Annotated in this window: 18 protein-coding genes; 8 read left to right on the forward strand and 10 right to left on the reverse strand. The window is 74.3% G+C overall.

Annotated elements, in window-relative coordinates; genetic code table 11:
* Positions 1-845 precede the first annotated feature (845 nt).
* From ACWDBB_RS32845 to ACWDBB_RS32855, 3 genes are all read left to right on the forward strand, one after another.
* Positions 846-1280 carry a carboxymuconolactone decarboxylase family protein gene (locus ACWDBB_RS32845; protein ID WP_449793057.1) on the forward strand — a complete coding sequence of 145 codons (435 nt, stop codon included), beginning with the start codon at positions 846-848 and terminating at the stop codon, positions 1278-1280.
* A 552-nt stretch (positions 1281-1832) separates the two neighbouring features.
* Positions 1833-2075, forward strand: a complete 243-nt coding sequence (locus ACWDBB_RS32850) for a hypothetical protein (RefSeq protein ID WP_449793058.1) — start codon at positions 1833-1835, stop codon at positions 2073-2075.
* A gap of 10 nt (positions 2076-2085) precedes the next feature.
* Positions 2086-2979 carry a helix-turn-helix domain-containing protein gene (locus tag ACWDBB_RS32855; protein WP_449793059.1) on the forward strand — a complete coding sequence of 298 codons (894 nt, stop codon included), beginning with the start codon at positions 2086-2088 and terminating at the stop codon, positions 2977-2979.
* A 421-nt stretch (positions 2980-3400) separates the two neighbouring features.
* Here the strand turns inward: ACWDBB_RS32855 and ACWDBB_RS32860 are convergent, their stop codons facing one another.
* Together ACWDBB_RS32860 and ACWDBB_RS32865 are read right to left on the reverse strand one after the other, a co-directional pair.
* On the reverse strand, positions 3401-3607 hold the full coding sequence (locus ACWDBB_RS32860) for a hypothetical protein (RefSeq protein ID WP_449793060.1): 207 nt from the start codon (positions 3605-3607) through the stop codon (positions 3401-3403).
* Between the two features lie 4 nt (positions 3608-3611).
* Entirely contained in the window at positions 3612-4652 is a 1041-nt protein-coding gene (locus ACWDBB_RS32865) for a zinc-binding alcohol dehydrogenase family protein (RefSeq protein ID WP_449793061.1), read from the reverse strand.
* A gap of 138 nt (positions 4653-4790) precedes the next feature.
* Here ACWDBB_RS32865 and ACWDBB_RS32870 point away from each other — a divergent pair, with 138 nt between their 5' ends.
* Entirely contained in the window at positions 4791-5201 is a 411-nt protein-coding gene (locus tag ACWDBB_RS32870) for a winged helix-turn-helix transcriptional regulator (protein WP_449793062.1), read from the forward strand.
* 97 nt (positions 5202-5298) lie between these two features.
* Here ACWDBB_RS32870 and ACWDBB_RS32875 read toward each other — a convergent pair whose 3' ends face one another.
* Together ACWDBB_RS32875 and ACWDBB_RS32880 are read right to left on the reverse strand one after the other, a co-directional pair.
* The gene (locus ACWDBB_RS32875; protein WP_449793063.1) at positions 5299-5913 is read right to left on the reverse strand and encodes an RICIN domain-containing protein; all 615 of its coding nucleotides are present in this window, start codon (positions 5911-5913) and stop codon (positions 5299-5301) included.
* A gap of 50 nt (positions 5914-5963) precedes the next feature.
* Positions 5964-6629, reverse strand: a complete 666-nt coding sequence (locus tag ACWDBB_RS32880; protein ID WP_449793064.1) for a hypothetical protein — start codon at positions 6627-6629, stop codon at positions 5964-5966.
* A 409-nt stretch (positions 6630-7038) separates the two neighbouring features.
* Here ACWDBB_RS32880 and ACWDBB_RS32885 point away from each other — a divergent pair, with 409 nt between their 5' ends.
* On the forward strand, positions 7039-9906 hold the full coding sequence (locus tag ACWDBB_RS32885) for an AfsR/SARP family transcriptional regulator (RefSeq protein WP_449793065.1): 2868 nt from the start codon (positions 7039-7041) through the stop codon (positions 9904-9906).
* 240 nt (positions 9907-10146) lie between these two features.
* Here ACWDBB_RS32885 and ACWDBB_RS32890 read toward each other — a convergent pair whose 3' ends face one another.
* Together ACWDBB_RS32890 and ACWDBB_RS32895 are read right to left on the reverse strand one after the other, a co-directional pair.
* Positions 10147-11277, reverse strand: a complete 1131-nt coding sequence (locus ACWDBB_RS32890; protein ID WP_449793066.1) for a sensor histidine kinase — start codon at positions 11275-11277, stop codon at positions 10147-10149.
* Positions 11274-11993: a response regulator transcription factor gene (locus ACWDBB_RS32895; RefSeq protein ID WP_449793095.1), complete on the reverse strand. Its 720-nt coding sequence runs from the start codon at positions 11991-11993 to the stop codon at positions 11274-11276. Before ACWDBB_RS32895 ends, ACWDBB_RS32890 begins: the two co-directional genes overlap by 4 nt.
* A gap of 142 nt (positions 11994-12135) precedes the next feature.
* Here ACWDBB_RS32895 and ACWDBB_RS32900 point away from each other — a divergent pair, with 142 nt between their 5' ends.
* Together ACWDBB_RS32900 and ACWDBB_RS32905 are read left to right on the forward strand one after the other, a co-directional pair.
* A complete protein-coding gene (locus tag ACWDBB_RS32900) occupies positions 12136-12783 on the forward strand; it encodes a M15 family metallopeptidase (RefSeq protein ID WP_449793067.1) in 648 nt (215 codons plus the stop codon).
* 10 nt (positions 12784-12793) lie between these two features.
* Positions 12794-13885, forward strand: a complete 1092-nt coding sequence (locus tag ACWDBB_RS32905) for an endonuclease/exonuclease/phosphatase family protein (protein WP_449793068.1) — start codon at positions 12794-12796, stop codon at positions 13883-13885.
* A gap of 175 nt (positions 13886-14060) precedes the next feature.
* Here ACWDBB_RS32905 and ACWDBB_RS32910 read toward each other — a convergent pair whose 3' ends face one another.
* Entirely contained in the window at positions 14061-15083 is a 1023-nt protein-coding gene (locus ACWDBB_RS32910) for a hypothetical protein (RefSeq protein WP_449793069.1), read from the reverse strand.
* Entirely contained in the window at positions 15080-15967 is an 888-nt protein-coding gene (locus ACWDBB_RS32915; RefSeq protein WP_449793070.1) for a hypothetical protein, read from the reverse strand. The genes ACWDBB_RS32910 and ACWDBB_RS32915 overlap by 4 nt, the downstream gene beginning before the upstream one ends.
* Before the next feature lie 149 nt (positions 15968-16116).
* Between ACWDBB_RS32915 and ACWDBB_RS32920 the strand changes: the two genes are divergently transcribed.
* Complete coding sequence (locus ACWDBB_RS32920) at positions 16117-17427, forward strand: RNA-guided endonuclease InsQ/TnpB family protein (protein WP_449793071.1); 1311 nt, start codon at positions 16117-16119, stop codon at positions 17425-17427.
* Here ACWDBB_RS32920 and ACWDBB_RS32925 read toward each other — a convergent pair.
* A complete protein-coding gene (locus ACWDBB_RS32925) occupies positions 17387-18202 on the reverse strand; it encodes a hypothetical protein (protein WP_449793072.1) in 816 nt (271 codons plus the stop codon). The two genes, ACWDBB_RS32920 and ACWDBB_RS32925, sit on opposite strands and share 41 nt — an antisense overlap.
* A 52-nt stretch (positions 18203-18254) precedes the next feature.
* On the reverse strand, positions 18255-19199 hold the full coding sequence (locus ACWDBB_RS32930) for a hypothetical protein (protein WP_449793073.1): 945 nt from the start codon (positions 19197-19199) through the stop codon (positions 18255-18257).
* Positions 19200-19671 lie beyond the last annotated feature (472 nt).

Genomic DNA, 19671 nt, shown 5'->3' on the forward strand with positions numbered 1-19671 from the left:
ACGGCCGACTCATCCGAACCGCGCCGAACACCTACAAGATCACCCTCCCCGACGCCTTGACACCGCCGCCCAGTCCTTAACTTCGTGGCATTGCAGCAGCATCGGCCAACGACAGCTCCCGACCGACCGCCGTCCACACGGCCCGGTGCAGCGAAGTCACGTCACGTCCGGGGCCGGTGTGCACCACCCGCCGCAGTCGGCCAAGCCGACCGACATCGATCGCCCCCGCAAGGTGGAGTTCTACGACGGCCACTTTCAGCGCGGCCTTCGAACCGCCCCGCACTCCCGCGACACCGGCCGCTGGCAGGCCGTCCGGCCGCCCTCTAACGGGCAGCCACCGCAACAGCCCCGCACCGACAAGCCCGGCCACCGCGCACACGACACCGGTCGATCCCGTCACACCCCCCGTCAAGGGATAACCAGCCCCTCCCCGGCCCGCTTCCCCAGAAGAATGACACGGCCGGGTGACCGTCGCTCAGTTTCAGGCCCCCACCCTGGGCGGAAAATCAGGCCCGCCGACTTCCCACTCCACCCGCAATGAAGCCGCCGGCACAGCGCGACGCGGAAGATCAGGCTGTGGTCGGCGGTTCTTCCCCGGTGAGCTTCGGGCGAAGGGTTGTGGCGTGTTGTTGCCACCCCTTCGGATGGGGGTCGCAGGAAATCTTTCGGCTCCGGTAGGGCCCGGTGATGCCATTTCAGGGGGGTCGGGCCGCAAATTTTCCTGTGAAGGCGCGTTAGCGTGCGTGTCGGATTTGAGTTGGAGTGCGCTCCAAGTCCTACGGTTTCTGCCGTGGTCGCCGCCGCCGGTGGTCGGCGGCCGGGACGACGGGAGAGGAGCAGCGCGGATGAGTGGGTCCGTGGAGGAGGCCGAGGTTCGGCGGGAGCGTTTCGCGCACGGGTTGGAGGTGCTCGACCGGGTCGACGGGGAGGCCGGTCGGCGGGTGGTGGAGGCGCTGGGTGACGTCAGTCCCGAGCTCGGGCACCAGGTGGTCGCGTGGGGGTTCGGGGAGATCTACAGCCGTCCGGGGCGGGCGCCGCGTGAGCGGCAGTTGGTCACCCTGGGCATGCTGACGGCGCTGGGCGGGTGCGAGCCGCAGTTGGAGGTCCACGTCAACGCCTCGCTGAACGTCGGGCTGACGCCGCAGGAGATCGTCGAGGCGCTGCTGCACTCCGCCGCCTACTGCGGCTTCCCGAAGGCGCTGAACGCCACCTTCGTCGCCAAGAAGGTGTTCGGCGAGCGCGGCCTCCTGCCGGTCACGGCGGACCGCCCGGCCGACTGACCGGCTGACCGGCTGACCGGCGGTCGGCAGCCGGCCGAGCGGCCCGGTGGTGCATGTGCTCTGGTGCGACGGCGGTGCCGCACCTGGCCCACCCTGCTGGAACAGGGCAAGCCGGATCCCCTGGGTGGTGTCGAGTGGCAACGGCCGGGGAGACCGCGTGCGTGAGACGTGGGGCTTGGGAGCCGGGCGCCCCCCGGGCCCTGGCCCTGGGCGGGGCCTGTGCGGGGCGCTCACCCCGCCGATATCCACAGAGGATGGCGTTTCGCATTCCTCGTGGCAAGCCCGAAGGGGCGCGGAGGGTCGGACACGGCGGGTACCCGGGCCCCGGGGCGTGGCCGGGCCGGCGGCCGTGAGCTGCGGATTCATCCCGACGGGTTCTCAACTTCGAGTGGGACAAAGCGAGAAACGGGGGCGTAAAGCGTTGGACCGCCCCCGCAGGCCACGGCGACCCTGTGCGTGGGTGTCCGGCCCGCCCGGCTCTGGAAGGCCGGGCGGGCGCGCGAGGACCCCGGTCGAGTGGCAACAACCGCAACCCAGCGAAGCGGAGACCGCATGGAACAGCAGTACACCCCGGCCGCGCACGCGGCGTGCGTCGAGGTCCGGACGGCGCCGGGGGCCCCGGTGCCCGTCCCGGCCACCGTGCTCGTGGTCGTCGTCCTTCTCCTCACCACCGCCCTGACCGCCTTCGGCACCCCCGCCCGTACCGCCGTCGCCACCCTGGCCGGTGCCGGGCTGCTCGGCATAGAGCTGGTGCGCCGCCTGGCCGAGGCGCTCACCGCCCTCCGGGCCCGCTAGGAGGCGGCCGGTGGGGCGCCTGAACAGCGCCCTGGTTGAAGGGGACAAGGACATCCGGACGCTCGCGCAGTGGCTGCGTGCCCTGCGCGAGCGTTCCGGCCTCACCTACAGCCAGATGGCGCGCAAGACCGCCGGATTCGCCCGGCCCGTCTCCCTCGCCACCCTCTCCCGCGCGGACGAGGGCCGTACGGTGCCGACCTGGCCGGTCACCGAGGCCTACGTCCGGGCCTGCGGCGGCTCGGTGCGCACCGCCGAGCGGCTGTGGCTGCGCGCCCGCGGCGCCCGGGCCGGGCGGCGCGGGAGCGGGGCCAAGGCCGTGCCGGTCGCACCCGCCGCGGCCGGCGCGGTTCGGGCCCTGCCGTACGTCACGCAGCGCTGCGAACTGCTCGTCGCGATGCGGCGGTTGCGGCTGCGCGCAGGGAGCCCGTCCCTGCGCGAGTTGGAGACGCGCGCGGTGCGGGGGGCAGTGAGCCACCTGCCGCGCAGCACCCTGCACGGGGTGCTGGCGGGTGAGCGGGACTGCACCGAGCGGGTCCTCGTCGAGTTCGTCCGGGCCTGCGGGGTGGGCCCGGTGGAGGAGGCCGAGTGGATCGCGGCCCTGCGCCGTACCGCCGGCGCCCCTCCCCCGCCGCCCGACGTCCACCGCCGACTCGCCGAGGCCCACGCCGAGGTCCGGCGCCTGCGCCGTGCCCTCGACGACCGCCCCGCGCGGGAAGTCGGTCCGGCCGACTTCCCGAGCCGCGTCGGCCGGCTGACGGGACGGCCCGTCCCCCGGCCAAGGGCCCCGCGCACGAACGCGGGAGGCCGACGGCCCCGGCCTGCCGCACCGGAGCGGACCCTCGACGCCCCCACCGAGCCGCGGCGAGGAGTCGGTCCGGCCGACTTCCCGTGCCGTAGCGGGTAGTGGCGCCTACGGCGAAGGCGGGATCGGTGGTGGTTCCCCCTCGGGCAGCAGGTGCCGGCCGAAGTGCGCCGTGAGGAACGTGGCGATCGCCTCCGCATCGGTGGACTCCGCAGGCAGGTCACCCGGGCGGGGCTGGTGGAGACCGATGAGTTCATCCCGCAAACGGGCATCGAGGAGCGGCACTTGGTAGCGGTCGATGGTCCCGCGGTGGGACAACCGGTCGAAGACCCTGACCCCGGGGCAGCGGCCGGACCGCGGCGACCGCGCCAGCTGGCTGTCCTGCCGGGAGCCGACGTGGACGTAGTCCGCGTTCCTCAGTGCTCCGTCGAGGTACGGGGTGGGGAGGTCCTTCGCCGAGGCGGGCGGAGGCGGGCGGTGCGGTGGTCACCGGATCCGCCGGGGCGGGCGGTGCGCCGGGGCGTCAGTCCCGCCGCAGCAACCAGCGGTAGATCAGGACTGCCGTGACGACGCCGACGGCCAGGACCGCGACGTCGACCCCTTCGAGTGCGGCCGGGTCCTGCCCGTGGTGCTGGTACAGCCCGGACAGCAGGACCCTGGCGGCCAGGGCCGCCACCGCCCCGCCGCCGGTGGCGAGCAGGGCCTCGACCTGGCCGGTGCGCCGGGGCATCGGCTCAGAACCCGGTCAGGGTCGTCTTGCCGATCGCCGCACCGGACTCCTGGAGGCGGTGGGCGGCCCGGAGATTGGCGGCGGTGACGGGGCCGAGGTCGCGGGTGGCGGTGGTGGTCAGGACGCCCGCGTCCACCAGGCGCGCGACCCGGTCGAGGATCCGGTGCTGCACGGCCTGGTCGGCGGTGGCGTGCAGGGAGCGGGTGAACATGAACTCCCAGTGGAAGGAGATGCTCTTGCCCTTGAGGACACCGATGTCCAGGGAGTCGAAGTCGTCGATGGCGACGATGCCGCCGAAGGGCTTCAGTGCCTCGGCGTAGGCGGTGAGGTTGCGGTCGGTGGCGACGGTGCCGAAGACGTGGTCGAGACCGCCGGGGGCGACCTTCGCCAGTTGCGGGCCGAGCGGGAGCGTGTGGTCGATCACGTGGTCGGCGCCCATGCGGCGGGCGAACTCGGCCGACTCCGGGCGGGACGCGGTGCCGATCACGGTCAGGCCGGTGAGGGTGCGGGCGAGCTGGGTGACGAGCGAGCCGACGCCGCCCGCGGCGGCGGTCACCAGCAGGGTGCCGCCCTGCTCCGGGCCGCCGGTGCCCAGGCCGAGGCGCTCGAAGAGACCCTCCCAGGCGGTCAGCGCGGTCAGCGGCAGCGCGGCGGCACCGGCGAAGGAGAGGGTGGCCGGCTTGTGGCCGACCAGGCGCTCGTCCACCGCGTGGTAGCGGGAGTTGGCACCGGGCCGATCCAGGGCGCCGGCGTAGTACACCTCGTCGCCGACCTCGAACAGCTCCACCCGCGCGCCGACCGCGACCACGGTGCCGGCCGCGTCCCAGCCCAGCACCCGCGGCTCTCCGCCCGGGTCGGCGTTCTGCCGGACCTTGTGGTCCACCGGGTTGACGGCCACCGCCTCCACCCGCACCAGCAGGTCGCGCGGGCCCGGCTGGGGTACGGGCAGCTCGACGTCGAGCAGGCTCTGCGGGTCATCGACCGGCAGGCTCCGGCGGTAGGCGACGGCGGGCATCGTCACGGGGATCGTGGTCGTCGCGGGCATCAGGGGTCTCCTCGTCGTCGGGGCGGCGCACCGCCGTCCGGGCACGTCGGCGACGGTATGCGAGGGGTAGTGGTTACCCGCAAGGACCATTGGTACCCATCGGGTACCGAAGCAGTACCCGATGGGTACCATCGGCGGGTGACGACGACCCGCACAACGACGACCCTCGCGCCGACAACCCACCCGCCGAAGACCCACGCCCCCGACTGCACCGACCCCAAGTCCGTCTACGCCGCGGCCTGCCCCTGCCGCGACATGCTCGACCTGCTCGCCAACAAGTGGAGCGCCCTCGCCCTGGGAGCCCTGGAGGACGGCCCGCAACGCTTCGGCGCGCTGCGCACCCGCCTGCAGGGTGTCAGCCCCAAGGTCCTCACCCAGACCCTGCGCCGTCTGGAGGAGCACGGCCTGGTCCATCGCGAGATCCACGCCGAGGTCCCTCCGCGGGTCGAGTACAGCCTCACCGCGCTGGGCGTGGACGCCTGCGTCCCGCTGGCGCACCTGCGCACCTGGGTGGAGCGCAACATCGACCGCTTTCCCGGCCCCGCCTGAGCCGGGCGAGCCCGAAGTGCCCCGGGGCGGCAAGTCGCCGCCGCCCCGGGGCACTTCGGGCGGCGGCGGGCAGCGGCGGCGATGGCGGGCGGCGGTGTCAGGCCAGTTCGAGGGTGTACAGGTCGGGGACGGTGTTCTGCAGGATCTGGCTCCCGTTGGTGTCGTGGTACTGCGCGGAGAACCACAGGTCGGTGTGCTGGATCCGCAGGGCGAAGAGGTCGGTGCCCGGCACCTTCAGCATGGAGAACTGCTGGTGCTCGGGCACGTAGTCGTCGTCGCAGCCGACGGTGAGGAGCCAGGCTCCCGGGTCGCGGAACCCGCGGTCGACGGACATGCACCAGTGGCGCCAGCCGTCCCGGAAGACCACCCGTTCGCTGCCGTCCCCCTGGCGCTTGCGGCAGACCTGCCACTTCTGGTTGTCCTGGTCCTCCCACTGGTACTGGATGACCGAGCCGTGGTTCCAGGAGGACAGGGCGACGGTCAGGTACTGCCTGTCGCCGGGGGCCTTGATGCGGTAGTAGCCCGCGTCGCAGGCGAAGTCGCTCCCCCGGTCCGGGACCGGGGCCGGGGCGGGCGCGGCCACCGCGGCCGGTGCCGTGGTGAGCAGCAGGGCGCCGGCGAGCGCGGTGGTGGCGAGCGCGGTCAGTCGTCGGAGCCGTCCGGACGGGCGCGCTGCGCGGCGGCGCGGTCCCGGGCGAAGTGCTGTGGGCATCGTGAACTCGCTTTCGCGGCTGGGTGGTCGGGGGCGGCGGGTGCGGCCGGTCAGCAGGACAGCCGCTGGCGGGCGGCCCCGCGCACGGTGCCGGCCGGCTCCGGGGAGGCGCAGGAGACGGTGCCCAGCTCGGGGACGTCGTAGGTGGTGTAGGTGCCCTTGCCGCCGGGGCTGGTGTTCACCCAGAAGCCGGTGGTGCCCGTGGCGCGCGCGCAGGTGTACTGCACCCATTCGCCGCTGACCTTCTTGGTGCCGCGGTAGAGGCCGTAGTAGCCGGGCTTGTTGAGGTACCAGGTGGTGGAGACGGTGCTCGTGGTGGTGGAGGAGGTGGTCTTCTGGACGTCGAAGCCGACCTTGGCGGACACCTTGAGGAACAGGAAGCCGGCGGAGGCCGAGATCGTGGTGCTGTTGTTGACGGTGGTGGTGACGGAGTCGACCCGGGTCAGGGTCTCGGTGCGCTGACCGGTGGTGCCGTCGGCGACGTTGACCGCCAGGAAGTCGGTGACGAGGGGTTCGACCTTGCTGCTGAGGACCTCGGTCCACTCGGTGTCCACGGCGGGGTTGCAGAAGGCCGTCGGGGGCGCCGGCACGGGGGCCGCGGCGGCGGCGGTGGCGCTGACCAGGCCGAACGAGGTGAAGGCGGTGAGCAGTGCGGCGCTCGAGGCCATCGCGCGGCGCAGGGGGCGCCGGCGGTTCGGCGGGTGCGGGGAGCTCACGGGGGTCTCCTTCCGAGGAGGTGGGGTCGGCCGGTCGCGGCACCCGCTGGGTGCGCGGCGGTGCCGTGCGGGTGCCGTCCGGACTGGTGGAGATCCTGCCGCGGCCCGTCACGAATTCCTCATGACCGGATCACGATGTACGCACGGGCGGCCCGACGACATGCCATGGACAGGACACGTCGCCCGGGCCAAGATGACCTTGCCCCGCCGTCGTCCGTGCCCGTACGGCCGGTCGGGCGGCGGCACCGAGCACCCCCAGGGGCGTGAACGGGCGCGACGGAAGCGCGGAAGCGCGAAAGAGCACAAGAGCGGAAGAGCGGAAGAGCGGAAGAGCGGAAGAGCGGAAGAGCGGAAAGAGCGGCAGCGCCGGTGCGCCACCACGGCGGCCGGCCCACCGGAGGGGCGGGGCGTGGAGTTCAGGATCCTGGGGGCATTGGAGGTGCGGGCCCCGGACTCCACGGTGCTCGCCGTCGGCGGGCGGCGCCAACAGGCCCTGCTGGCCGCACTGGTGGCCCATGCCGGGAGGACGGTGTCGGTGTCCCGGCTGGTCGACGCGGTCTGGGACGAGGCGCCGCCGGCCACGGCCGACCGCCAGGTCAGGAACATGGTCGGCCTGTTGCGCCGGGCGCTCACCCCCGGCCCGGGGCAGGCCCCGCCGATCCGCACCGACGGCCCCGGCTACCTCCTCGACGGGCCCGAAGTCCGGGTGGACGCCCTGGAGTTCGTCGCCCTGGTGGAGTCCGCCGCCACCGCGGGCGCCGACCGGGTCGCCCGGTTGCGCGGCGCGCTGGCGCTGTGGCGCGGCCCGGCGCTGGACGGGCTGCCGGGCCGGGCGCTGGCGGCGGTCGCGGCCGGCCTGGAGGAGCGGCGGATGTCCGCCCTGGAGCTGCTCTACGAGCTGGAGCTGACGGCCGGGCGGCCCGACCGGATCGTCTCCGAACTCACCGCCCTGGTCACCGAGTTCCCGATCCGCGACGGCCTGGTGCGGCACCTGATGACGGCCCTGGCCCGTTCCGGCCGGCACGCCGAGGGCCTGGCGGTCTACCGCCGTCACGCCGGGCACCTCGCGCAGGAGCTGGGCCTGGACCCCTCCCCCGAACTGCGCTCGCTCCAGCGCGAGTTACTGGGATCGGCGGATCCGTCCGCGCCCCACCGGTCCGAGCCGCCGGCCCCGCCCGCGCAACCGCCCCGTCCGCGCCCGGCTCAACTCCCCTGGGAGCTGCCGTCCTTCGTCGGCCGCGACGACCACATGCGCACCATGGACCGCCACCTGACCGGCCCCGGCAGCACCCCCGCCACCGACCCCGCCGACGGCCCCACCGGCTCACCCCCACCCCCCACGGCCGTCACCGTGATCACCGGCATCGCCGGCGGCGGCAAGTCGGCCCTGGCCGTGCGCTGGTCCCAGCGCGCCCGCGACCGGTTCCCCGACGGCCAGCTCTTCGCCGACCTGCACGGCTGGTCGCCGGCCGGCCCGCAGGAGCCGCACGCCGTCCTCGCCGCCTTCCTGCGGGCCCTCGGCGTGCCGACCGGGGAGGTCCCGGGCCGGCTCGACGAAGCGGCCTCGCTCTACCGCTCCGTCCTGGCCGGCCGCCGGGTCCTGATCGTCCTGGACAACGCGCTCGACGCCGAGCAGGTCCGCCCGCTACTGCCCGGCAGCGGGGGCTGCGCGGTCGTCGTGACCAGCCGCGACCGGCTCACCGGGCTCGTCGTGCGCGAGGGCGCCCACCGGATCGAGCTGGCGGACTTCAGCCCCGCCGAGGGACGGGCGCTGGTGCGCCGGGTGCTCGGGGCCGAACGCGTCGAGGGCCGGGAGCACGCCGTCACGCGGCTGCTCGACGCCTGCGGCCACCTCCCGCTGGCCGTCGGCCTCGCCGTCGCCCGGCTGCGCGACCGCCCGCACCACGACCTCGCCGACTTCGCCGCCGAACTCGCCGCCGCGGGCACCCGCCTGGACGTCCTCGAAGCGGACGGCGACGACCCGTCCACCCGGCTGCGCACGGTGTTCGCGCTGTCCTACCGCGCCCTCGACGCGCCCGCCGGACGCCTCCTGCGGCTGCTCGCGACCAGCCCCGCCGTCGACCTGTCGACACCGGTCGCCCAGGCGGTCGGCGGACTGGACGGCCCGCAGAGCGCACGGCTCCTGCGCCGGCTCGCCAACGTCCACCTCCTCGCCGAGCACTCCGCCGGCCGCTACCGCTTCCACGACCTGGTCCGGCTGTTCGCCGCCGAGCGGGCCGCTCAGCAGGAGAGCGAGCACTCCCACGACCTCGCCCGGCGCCGCTGGTACGCCTGGTGCCTGCACCAGGCGTCGGCCGCCGCCCGGATGCTGATACCCGGACGGCCCCGGGTGCCGCTGCCGCCCCCGCCCGAGGGCCTGCCCACCACGGCCTTCGCCGGACCGGACGAGGCCATGCGGTGGTGCGACGGGCAGCGCGACAACCTGCTCGCCACCCCCGGCCACGCCTACGAGCACCAGGACGACGAGACCGCCTGGAAACTCCCCGCGCTGCTGTGGATCCACCTCCACCGCAGCGGCCTGCACGCCGAACGGCTGGCCCTGGGCCGCACCGCCGTGGCCGCGGCCAGGCGCCTCGCGGACCCGCTCGCCGAGGGCCGCGCCCTCAACGACCAGGGCCACGCCTGGAGCACCGTGGGCGACCTGGTCCGGGCCCGACGGCACTACGAACAGGCCCTCGCCCTGGTGCGCACGGCCGCCGACCCGGCGGCCGAGGGCCAGGTACTGGCCAACCTCGGCGCGCTCCACTTCTTCTCCCACGACTACGCCGAAGCCGCCCGCCACTACGAGGGCGCCCTGCGGCTGCTGCCCGCCGACGGCCCGGACGCCGACCACTGGACGATCCGCCTGTGCGAGACCAGCCTCGCCTCGGTCCACCTCTTCCTCGGCCGGTACGAGGACGCGCGGGCCCTGGCCGAACGGCTGCTCGCACCCGGACTGGGCCTCCACGACACCGTCCTGGGCTGCTCGCTGCGCAACGTCCTCGGCCTCGCCCGCTACGCCGCCGGACGGCCCGACGAGGCGCTGCACCACTTCGCGCGGTCCCTGTCCGTCGGCCGGCACGTCACCGGGTTCACCGACCAGCGGGCCAACTCCCTGGCCGGACTGGCCGCCGCGCAGCAGGCCCTGGGCCGCCCGGGCGCCGCCCGCCGCTCCTGGGCCGCCGCCCTCGACCTGTACCAGGACCTCCCCGCCCACTACCGCAGCCCGGTCACCCTCCTGACCACCCTCGGCTTCACCCCACCCGACCTCCCCTGACCCTGCCCCCGGCCGCCTACGACCACGAGGGCGGCCGGGGGCGGGGCCAGGCGCCCGGGCGGGGTCAGGCGGGAAGGCCGGGCAGCGGGGGCCCGGCGGACAGGCGAACCGGCCCGGCGAGATCAGGTGAGAAGGCCGGGCGACCAGGCGGCAGGGTCCCGGCGGCCAGGCGGGAGAGTCGGGCAGACAACCGACCAGGAGGCAAGGCCCCAGCGGTCGGGCACTCCGTCGAGGGAGCCCCTACTCCTCCGCCGGGCCGGGCAGGCTGAGCGTCACCCGCAGACCGCCGGACGGTTCGGGGGTCAGGTGGAGTTCCCCGTGGTGGGCCTCCGCGACGGCGGCGACGATGGCCAGGCCCAGGCCGTGGCCGCGGCGGGACGGGTCGGTCTGGGCGGTGCGGCCGCGCCCGCGCAGGAACGGTTCGGTGAAGGTGGCCACGGCCTCCGCCGTCAGCTGCGGGCCGGTGTTGGCGACGGTGAGGTGCACCCGCCCGGGCCGCTCGGGGTCGGCCCCGGTGGCGACGGTGACCCGCCCGCCGGCCCCGGCCGGCAGGTTGTGCCGCAGGGCGTTGTGCAGCAGGTTGACGGCCGTCTGACGCAGCAGCACCGCGTTGCCGGTGGTCGGGGCGGGGCGCAGGTCGGCGGTGAGGGTGATGCCGAGGTCCTCGGCCTCGTCGCGGACGGCGGCCAGCGCCTCGCCCGTGGCAGTGGCGAGGTCGGTGGGGGCGAGGTCGGGCGGGGCGTTGCCGAGGTCGGCGAGCTGGAGCAGGGCCTCGCTGATCTCGATGGCGCGCCGGTTGGTGTCCTGGAGGCGGGTGACGAGCAGGCGCCAGTCCTGGCCGGCCGGGTCCGCGGCGGCGACCTGGAGCAGGGTGTGGGTGATCGCCAGCGGGGTGCGCAGTTCGTGGGAGGCGTTGGCGGCGAAGCGCTGCTGGGCCTCGAAGGAGCGCTGGAGGCGCGCCAGCATCTCGTCGAAGGCGTCGGAGAGGTCGGTGAACTCGTCGCGCGGCCCGGCGAGGGCGATGCGGTGTTCCAGCGCCCCGCTCGCGGCGCGGTGGGCGGCGCGGGTGATGTCCTGCAGCGGGCGCAGCACCCGGCCGGCGATCAGCCAGCCGCCGACCAGGCCGACGGCGGTCAGCAGGGCCAGGGCGTAGCCGCTGGCGGTGAGCAGGGAGTGCAGGATCTCCTGGCGGGAGGGGGCGTCGGAGCGGTAGCGGGGGTTGGAGGAGATGAGGGGGTAGTTGGGGACGTAGCGCATGCCGACGTAGACGACGGCGAGGGAGAGGAGCCCGGCGGTGACGGCGAAGAGGGTGTAGCTGAGGGTCAGCCGCATCCGGGCGGTGAGGCGGTGGGGCCGTTTGCGTGCGGTCACCGGGTGCCCTCACCGGGGATGGTATCGGCGCCGGGGGCAGTACCGGGGTCGACGAAGGGGTCGGCGAGGCGGTAGCCGACCCCCGGCACGGTGTGGATCACCCACGGGTCGCCGAGGCGTTTGCGCAGGCCGGAGATGGTGATGCGGACGGCGTTGGTGAAGGGGTCGGCGTTCTCGTCCCAGGCGCGTTCCAGCAGGTCCTCGGCGCTGATGACGCCGCCGCGCGCCGTCATCAGGACCTCCAGGACGGCGAACTGCTTGCGGGACAGGCCCACGTAGCGGCCGTCCCGGTAGACCTCGCGGCGGAAGGGGTCCAGGCGCAGCCCGGCGTACTCCAGGACGGGCGGGGCGGCCTGGGCGGGGCGGCGGGCCAGCGAGCGCAGCCGTACGACGAGTTCGGCGAGGTCGAAGGGCTTGGTGAGGTAGTCGTCGGCGCCGAGTTCGAAGCCGGCGACCTTCTCGTTCAGGCGGGCGGCGGCGGTGAGCATCAGCACCCGGCAGCCCAGGGCGCGCTCGACGATGCTGCGGCAGACGTCGTCGCCGTGGGTGCCGGGGATGTCGCGGTCGAGGACGACGACGTCGTAGCTGTGGACGGCCAAGCGCTCCAGCGCCGCGTCGCCGTCGGTGACGATGTCGCAGGCGATCGCCTCCAGCCGCAGGCCGGCCTGGACCGCCTCCGCGAGGTAGATCTCGTCCTCCACCACCAGGACCCGCACGTGCCGTTCTCCCGTCGTCGCCGTTCGCACCTCATTGGACCCCATGGGGTGTATCGAAAACGTATCGACCTGCGCAGACGTCCTCGCAACACCGCGCCTCCTCCAATGGTCCGGCAACGGACGAACACACCGGGAGGCGGGAATGAACCCGACACGGACGACTCAGACGGCGGACCAGGCGCGGGCCGCGGCGGCGGCGGTGGCTCAGGGCAAACAGCGGCGGCTGGCCGCGGGCGCCTCCGCGGCGGCGGTGCTGGCCCTGGCCGGGGCGTGCGCCGCCGACCCGCCGCGCACCGGGGCCGTCCTGCGCTCCCTGGCGGCCACCGTCACCGCCCAGCCCACCGCGACCGGCGGCGAGGCGGACGGGGAGATACCCGACGGCCGGACGCTGAGCCCCTTCGACACCGAGGCCCCGGCCGTGCGCAACCTGGACGGGCCGCTGCTGGAGGCCCTGCGGCGGGCGGCCGGCGACGCCCGGGCCGAGGGCATCGAGATGACCGTCACCTCCGGCTGGCGCAACAAGGCCTACCAGCAGCGGCTGCTGGACAAGGCGGTGAGCAGGTACGGGAGCGTGGAGCAGGCCCGCAGGTTCGTCAACACGCCGGAGAAGTCCGCGCACGTCTCCGGCAAGGCGGTGGACGTCGGGCCGACCAACGCGGACTACTGGCTGATCCAGCACGGCGCCCGGTACGGGCTGTGCCAGGTGTACGACAACGAGATCTGGCACTTCGAGCTGCTCACCCGGCCGGGCGGGACCTGCCCGGCTCCGCTGCCGGACGCCGCAGGGTGAGGGGCGCACCGTGACCGACACCCCTGTCGAGGACCCCCGGCCGCCCCGGCGCCGGCTCGCACCCGCCTGGCGTACCGCACCCGCCCGGCGTACCGCACCCGCCCGGACTACCGCGCCCGCCCGGCGCGCCGCGCCCCGGTGGCGGGCCGTACCGATGGGGCGGCGCGGGTGCGTGCCCGCCGTGCTCGGGCTGCTGACCGCCCTCGCCCTCGGCGGCCACCGCCTGGTGCCGGACCTCGGCCTGGGCCTGGGCGGCCTGTGGGAGAGCGCCCTGCCGTGGAGCGGCCTGGTGGCGGTGGCGGCGCTGCTGTGCGCGGCGCTGCGCCGGGCGCCGGTGGCGGCCTGCGCGGGCGGGGTGCTGGCCGTGGTGTGGGCGGTGGTGTTCGGGCCGGTGCTGCTGTCCGGCGGTCCGGCGCCGACGGGGGGCGGGGCCGGCGGGCCGGGGCTGACGGTGGTCACCCACAACGTGAACGCCGCCAACCCGGACCCGGCCGGCACCGCCCGGGCCCTGCTGGCCGCCGGGCCGGACCTGGTCGCGCTGGAGGAGGTCACCGACGCGGCCCTGCCCGCCTACCGGGACGTGCTGGAGCGGGCGCTGCCCCACCACGCCCGCACCGGCACCGTCGCGCTGTGGAGCCGCTACCCGGTGACGGAGTCCCGGCGGCTGGTCATCGACCCGGGCTGGAACCGTTCCCTGCGGGCCGAAGTCAGCGCCCCCGGTGGGCCGTTGGCCGTGTACGTCGCCCACCTCGCCTCGGTACGGGCCGGCGTCACCGGCTTCGCCACCGCCCACCGCGACCGTGACATCGCCGCCCTCGCCCGGGCGCTGGACGCCGAACCGCTGCGCCGGGTCCTGCTGTTGGGCGACCTCAACACCGCCGCGGACGACCGGGCGCTCGCCCCGCTCGCCAGCCGCCTCACCGTGGCCCGTGGCGACTCCGGGTCCGGTGTGGGCTTCGGTTTCGGCTTCAGCTGGCCGGCCGCCCTCCCCCTGGTCCGCATCGACCACGTCCTCACCCGGGGCCTGGCCGCCACCGCCACCTGGACGCTCCCCGCCACGCCCAGCGACCACCGCCCGGTGGCGGCACGGCTGTCGGCGTAGCGGCGGACCTCGCCGGCCGGCCCCGGTCGGGCGACCAGCCGCAGCCGGGCCGCCGCGAGCGCGGCGTGACGATCTTGTTCCAGGAGGCGGGGACGAGCGGCCCGGGGAAACACGGCGGGGAACGCGGCCGGGCCGGCTCCCCCGAGGGGGAACCGGCCCGGTGGCCGAAGCAGGATCAGGCCAGGAGGTCCGACTGGAGGGTGACGACCTGTCGGAACGGCGCGATCGGGACGCCGGCGGGGTTGGTCATGGTGATGACGGCGAGGAGGTCGGAGGCGGAGAGGTAGGCGACCCGGGCGGTCGGGGTGCCCTTGGTGCCGGCCGCGGTGGACTCCACGGTGGTGAGGCTGACGCCGTCGAGGGTGTCCCAGTCGTCGTGGGGGGTGCTCTTGGTGTCGGCCGCGGCCTTGGGGCGGCCCTTGCCGCGCAGGTCGGCGAAGGCGTCCCAGGACTCCTTGGAGGAGCCGAAGCGCAGCAGCCGGATCTGGGTGCGGGTGCCGTCGGAGGCGGTCCACTCCCGGACGGTGGCCGCGCGGCAGGCGTCCTCCAGCAGCAGGATCCGGGTCTTGACCGGGTCCTGCTGCTCGTCGGCGAGCGCGTCGCAGGGCACCCACGGGCCGACCTCGGAGCCGGCAGCGGGCGTGGCGGAGGGCGCGGCGGCGGAGGCCGAGGGGGTCGGCGCCGGGGAGGCGGTGGGCGAACCCGAGGCGGTGGGCGCCGGGGTGGGGGCCGGGAAGACGGGCGGGGTCAGGGAGCCGCCCGCCTCCTTGGGGGCGGGCAGCAGCAGGTGGCGCAGGTCCGCGTGGTGCAGGGACGTGCCCCGGCCGTCCGGGGCGTTCTTCCCGGCGGGCAGGGGCGGCAGGGTCAGCGGCGCGAAGGTGTAGCGGCCGTCGCTCGCGGTGGCCAGGCCCGGCAGGTCGGTGCGATCGGGCGCGGTGACGGCCAGGGCGGTGCCGGTGCCGGCGAGGGCGAACACCAGGGCTGCGCAGCTCCAGCGCACCGCGGCCTTGCGGCGGCGGGTGCGGCGGGCCGCCTGCTCCGCGAGGACGGCGGGGTCCACGGGGGCTTCGGGGGCTTCGGGGGCTTCGGGGGCGGCGACGGGCTCGGCGAGCGCCGCCAGGACCGGATCCGCCTCGGGAGCGCTCCCGGGCGCGGGCACGCTCTCGGGCGCGGGCGGCGGGGTGGCGTGGTCGGTCATACGGACGCTCCCGGGCGGGCGAGGCGGTCGAGCTGGAGGGTGAAGAGGGCGACGATCTTGTCCTTGGGCAGCGGCGCCACGCCCTCGGCGCTCATGATCACCAGGAGGTCGCCCTCGGCGGCCGAGCACTCCAGGTAGTCGATCGGGGCGGACGGCGGCGCGGGCATCAGGTAGCAGTGCGCCTCGGGGTGGCCGGGGATGGCCGGGCCGATCCGGAACAGGCCGGTGTCGCCGGTGAAGACCGCGGTGTACTCGTTGATCCGCTGCACTTCCTGCTGGTTGAACTGGCGCAGCCGCAGGCCCACCACCAGGTCGTCCCCGGCGGCCCGGTAGGTGCGCACACCGGTGGCCTTGACGTGCATGCTCTCCCAGTAGGAGCGCATCTTGTCGCGCTTCTCCTTGGGGAGTTGCTGGAGGTCGGACTCCAGCTCGGCGGACAGCTGCTCGCCGTTCAGCTCGGCGTCGTTGCCGTAGCCGCCGTCGTCCGGGCCGAGTTCGTAGCCGGCCGGGACGGGCAGCAGCAGGTCCCGCAGCGAGCCGAAGTGGCTGCCGTTGGACTTGGCGCCGTACGGCGTGGCGGTCGCGGTGGGGGCGGGAGCGGTGGACGGGGCGGCGGTGGCCTGCGCGGGGTCGTCGTACTGGGTCTTGATGATGCCGATGCCGATGGCCACGCCGACCAGCGCGGCCGCGGCGGTCGCGGCACCCGCGCGCAGCAGCCGGCGGGACGCGGGGCCCGGCCCGGCGGGCCCGGCGGGGTCGGCGAGCGAAGCGGGGGCGACCGGCATCGCGGGGTCGACCGGCATCGCGGGGTCGACGGTCACGGCGCCGGGCGCCGGCTCGGGCGGGCCCGGGGCGGGTGCGGCGGTCACGGTGTCGTCGTTCATCGGGGACCTCCGTGGATACCCCCGGCTTTGGCCTGGGGAGGAAACGGACTGCCTACGAGGCAGGTCAGGGAACGGCGTTTCGCCGCTGGAACGGACCGCCGTACAGGTGGCCACAGGTGATTGTCAGTGCCTGCTGGCAGGCTGGTCCCGTGTATCTCAGGTACTCCTATCGCATCTATCCGACGGAGGGTCAACGCCGGGCTTTGGCACGCACGTTCGGGTGCGTGCGGGTGGTCTACAACGATGCGCTCGCCCTGCGGAAGCAGGCGTGGAAGACGGACCGGTCGAACATCCCGTCTGGCGCTCTGGCCAAAGCTGTGATCACGGAGGCGAAGAAGACCGTTGCCAGGTCGTGGCTTGGGTCGGTTTCGGTGGACGCCTTGCAGTCGTCCCTTCGCGACCTGGACAGCGCCTACCGGAACTACTTCGATTCGAAGTCCGGCAAGCGTGTCGCTCGCCCGGTGGGCCCGCCTGTGTTCAAGTCCCGCAAGGACAACCGGCAGTCGCTGCGGTTCTCCCGGAACGGGTTCCGCCTGCGGTCCAACGGCAAGCTGAATCTTGCCAAGATCGGTGACGTCCGGGTCAAGTGGTCCCGGCTCCTGCCCTCCGACCCCTCGTCCGTGACGGTGATTCTCGATCCCTCCGGCCGCTACCACGCCAGCTTCGTCGTGGACGTCGAACACCAGCATCTTCCCGAGTTGGACACCGAGATCGGAGTCGACCTGGGTTTGACCACCTATGCCGTTCTCTCGGACGGCACAGTGATCGACAACCCGCGCTTTCTGCGAAAAGCGGAGCGCCGGTTGAAGGCCGCCCAGCGGGCTCTGTCCCGCAAGGCCAAGGGATCGAAGAACCGGGCGAAAGCCCGGCGCAAGGTCGCCAAAGCGCACGCCGAAGTGGCCGACACCCGCATGAACTGGCTGCACAAACAGACGACCAGGATCATCCGCGAAACCCAAGCGGTGTACCTGGAAGATCTGAACGTGCACGGTCTCGCCCGCACCCGCCTGGCCAAGTCCGTCCACGACGCCGGATGGTCCACCTTCCGGCGTCTCCTTGAGGAAAAGGCCATGCGGTACGGACGACACATCGGCGTGATCGGCCGGTACCAACCCACGTCGCAGGTGTGCTCCACGTGCGGGACCTTGGACGGGCCCAAGCCGCTGGGCGTCCGCATGTGGACGTGTGGCGCGTGCGGCACCTCTCACGATCGCGACCTCAATGCTGCTCGAAACATCCTGGCCGCCGGGCGGGCGGACAGGCTGAACGCCTGCGGAGGGCCGGTGAGCCCCGGCGTGGCAATCCCACGCCCGGCACGGCCCGTGGAAACAGGAACCCACCGGAGCGTCGGCGGCACCGGGCGCAAGCCCCGTGCCGCGGGCGCAGTCGGGATCCCCGTGCTTCAGCACGAGGAGGACGTCAAACCAGCCGCTCCCACTGCCGCTTGGCGATGTCCTTGAGGATGTCGGGGTTCACCGGCTGGGCGCCGAAGACCTCGACCTTCATCTGCAGCGGGCCGCGCTTGGCGTAGGCCTCGCCGAGGTAGTACGAGTCGTTGCTGTCCGCCCACGGGTAGCGGATGCCGTCCACCTTGTAGCCGCCGCTGGCGCCGTCCGCGAAGGCCGGCCAGGTGAGGGACTTGGCCATGTCGGCGTGGTCGGCGGTGTACTGGATCAGCGTGACGCGGTAGCGGACGTCGTCCTTCTTCCAGGCCACCTCGGCCGCGCGCCGGAAGCCGCTGGAGGCGAGCTCCTTGAACACCTTGGCCTCGGTGCCGCTCTCCTCGGCGAGTTCGCCGATCGAGATCCAGGCCGGCTTGTCCGGGAAGTCACCCCAGGGGGTGCTGCCCTCGGGGGCGCTGATCAGCAGCTTGGTCAGGTCGCCGTCGATGGCGAGCGGCTTGGGCTGCTCGGCGGCGAGGGCGGCCGGGTCGACGGTGTCGGCCGGGTAGGACGGGCGGGCGACCTGGAGCGGCGGCAGCGGCGTGGGCGGGCGCTGGGCCTGCACGGCGTAGCCGACGCCGCCGCCGACCAGGGTGCCCAGCACCAGGGCGCAGGCGCTCAGCAGCACGGGCCGGGGGCGGCGCGGGGCGCGCGGGGCGGGGCCGGCCTCGGCCGTCAACTGCCCGTCGGGGAGGGAGGGTTCGCTGTTGTCCACGGCGAGGGGCGGTGCGACGGGCGGGGCCGCGGGCGGCGGCGGAACGGCGGGCGACGGCTCCGCGGGTTCGGTGGTCACGAAAGTGGCTCCAGAGGAAGGAAGGGAAAGGGCGGGCGGACGGGAGCCGGGCTCAGCCGCCGGTGGTGAGCCACTCGCGCTGGCGCTTCATCAGCTCGTTCAGCAGTGCCTTGTCGGGTGTCCCCTTCACGTCGACGTCGATCGTGTACTGGACGTCGCCCTGGCTGGAGATGCCGCTCATCGAGCCGGTGTACGACTCGTGCTTGGGGGTCTGCAGGTAGCCGTGGCCGCCCGGGTCGCCGTCGATGTCGAACGGCTCCAGCGACTTGATCTTGTAGCCCTTGACGAAGTCGCGCGCCATCGCGGTGGAGCCGAACTGCAGGACGGTGACGGTGACTTCGGCCTTGCCGTCGGCGGTCCGGTACATCCGGGTGGCGCCGCCCTTGTAGCCGTACGAGCCGAGGATGTCCATGATGCCGTCCTGCTTGCCGAAGAGCGCGGAGACGTCGTCGTTGGTCAGGGCCATCCCGTCCGCGGGGCCGTAGGACTCGCCGCCGGCCGGGATGGGGAGCAGGAAGTAGCGCAGGTCGCCCTCGTGCTGGCCGTTCTTGACCGTGCCCTTGACGGTGCTGGCCGGGGCGGGTTCGGCCGGGACGGCGGTGGGCACCGGGACGGGTTCGGCCGAGGGCGTCGCACTCGCGCTGGCACTGGCACTCGCACTCGCCGCCTTCGGCGGGGCGGAGGCGGCCACGGCCGGACGGGCGTCGGGCTTGCCGACGGCGACCGTCACGGCGGCGCTGGCCGCGGTGACGGCGAGCAGGCCGGCGGTGGCCAGCGCGACGCCCACGGCGCGCGGCAGCCGGCGCGGGGCGGGCTGCGGTACGGGCACCTGCTCCGGCGCGGGCGCGACGGCGTCGGCAGCGGCGTCGGTGACGTCAGCAGCAGCGCCGTCGGCGGCGACACCCGCAACAGCGGCCTCGGCAGCGGTGTCGGCGACAGCCGGTTCGGCCGGTGCCGGTGGCCCGGCGGCGGCGCCCTCGTTCTCGGGCTCGGGCAAAGGGATCCCCCCAGGAAGAATGCGGAATCGCACGCGCGGGCCCCACTCCCCCATCGGGGTTCTCCGGGGCTTCCGTCACACGTGTCGGCAGGAATTATGAGAGGCCGCCGACACCACTGCCAACAAAATCAACCACCACACTTTCCCCCAATGTTCGACGAATCGGACACACCGTGATCGAACCGCAATGGGCCGCTGTCCTGCGGTGATGACACAGAGTCGACACATCGATTCGAACACCGGCTCCCTCGCCCCGGCCCGTGACGATGCCGCGCTCCCGTCACCGCTCGGCACGAGGACCCGCTCGCCGGGCCGCCACGGCGTCGCAAGCGGGCAGGAGAACCGGGAAGGGGAACCGGGGAGGAAGGGGGACGAGCCGTGGCGGGCAAGGAACGCGACCGCCGGTGGGCGCGGACGGCCGCGGCGGCGCTCGCGGTGCCGGCCGCCGCCGGGGTGCCGGCGGTGTGGGCGT

The sequence above is a fragment of the Kitasatospora sp. NPDC001095 genome, from assembly GCF_053598615.1.

Excerpts from the sequence above, each read along its gene's own strand:
- ACWDBB_RS32845 (WP_449793057.1), top strand. The coding sequence starts at position 846 with ATGAGTGGGTCCGTGGAGGAGGCCGAGGTTCGGCGGGAGCGTTTCGCG.
- ACWDBB_RS32850 (WP_449793058.1), top strand. The coding sequence starts at position 1,833 with ATGGAACAGCAGTACACCCCGGCCGCGCACGCGGCGTGCGTCGAGGTC.
- ACWDBB_RS32860 (WP_449793060.1), bottom strand. The coding sequence starts at position 3,607 with ATGCCCCGGCGCACCGGCCAGGTCGAGGCCCTGCTCGCCACCGGCGGC.
- ACWDBB_RS32865 (WP_449793061.1), bottom strand. The coding sequence starts at position 4,652 with ATGCCCGCGACGACCACGATCCCCGTGACGATGCCCGCCGTCGCCTAC.
- ACWDBB_RS32875 (WP_449793063.1), bottom strand. The coding sequence starts at position 5,913 with ATGCCCACAGCACTTCGCCCGGGACCGCGCCGCCGCGCAGCGCGCCCG.
- ACWDBB_RS32900 (WP_449793067.1), top strand. The coding sequence starts at position 12,136 with ATGAACCCGACACGGACGACTCAGACGGCGGACCAGGCGCGGGCCGCG.
- ACWDBB_RS32910 (WP_449793069.1), bottom strand. The coding sequence starts at position 15,083 with ATGACCGACCACGCCACCCCGCCGCCCGCGCCCGAGAGCGTGCCCGCG.
- ACWDBB_RS32915 (WP_449793070.1), bottom strand. The coding sequence starts at position 15,967 with ATGAACGACGACACCGTGACCGCCGCACCCGCCCCGGGCCCGCCCGAG.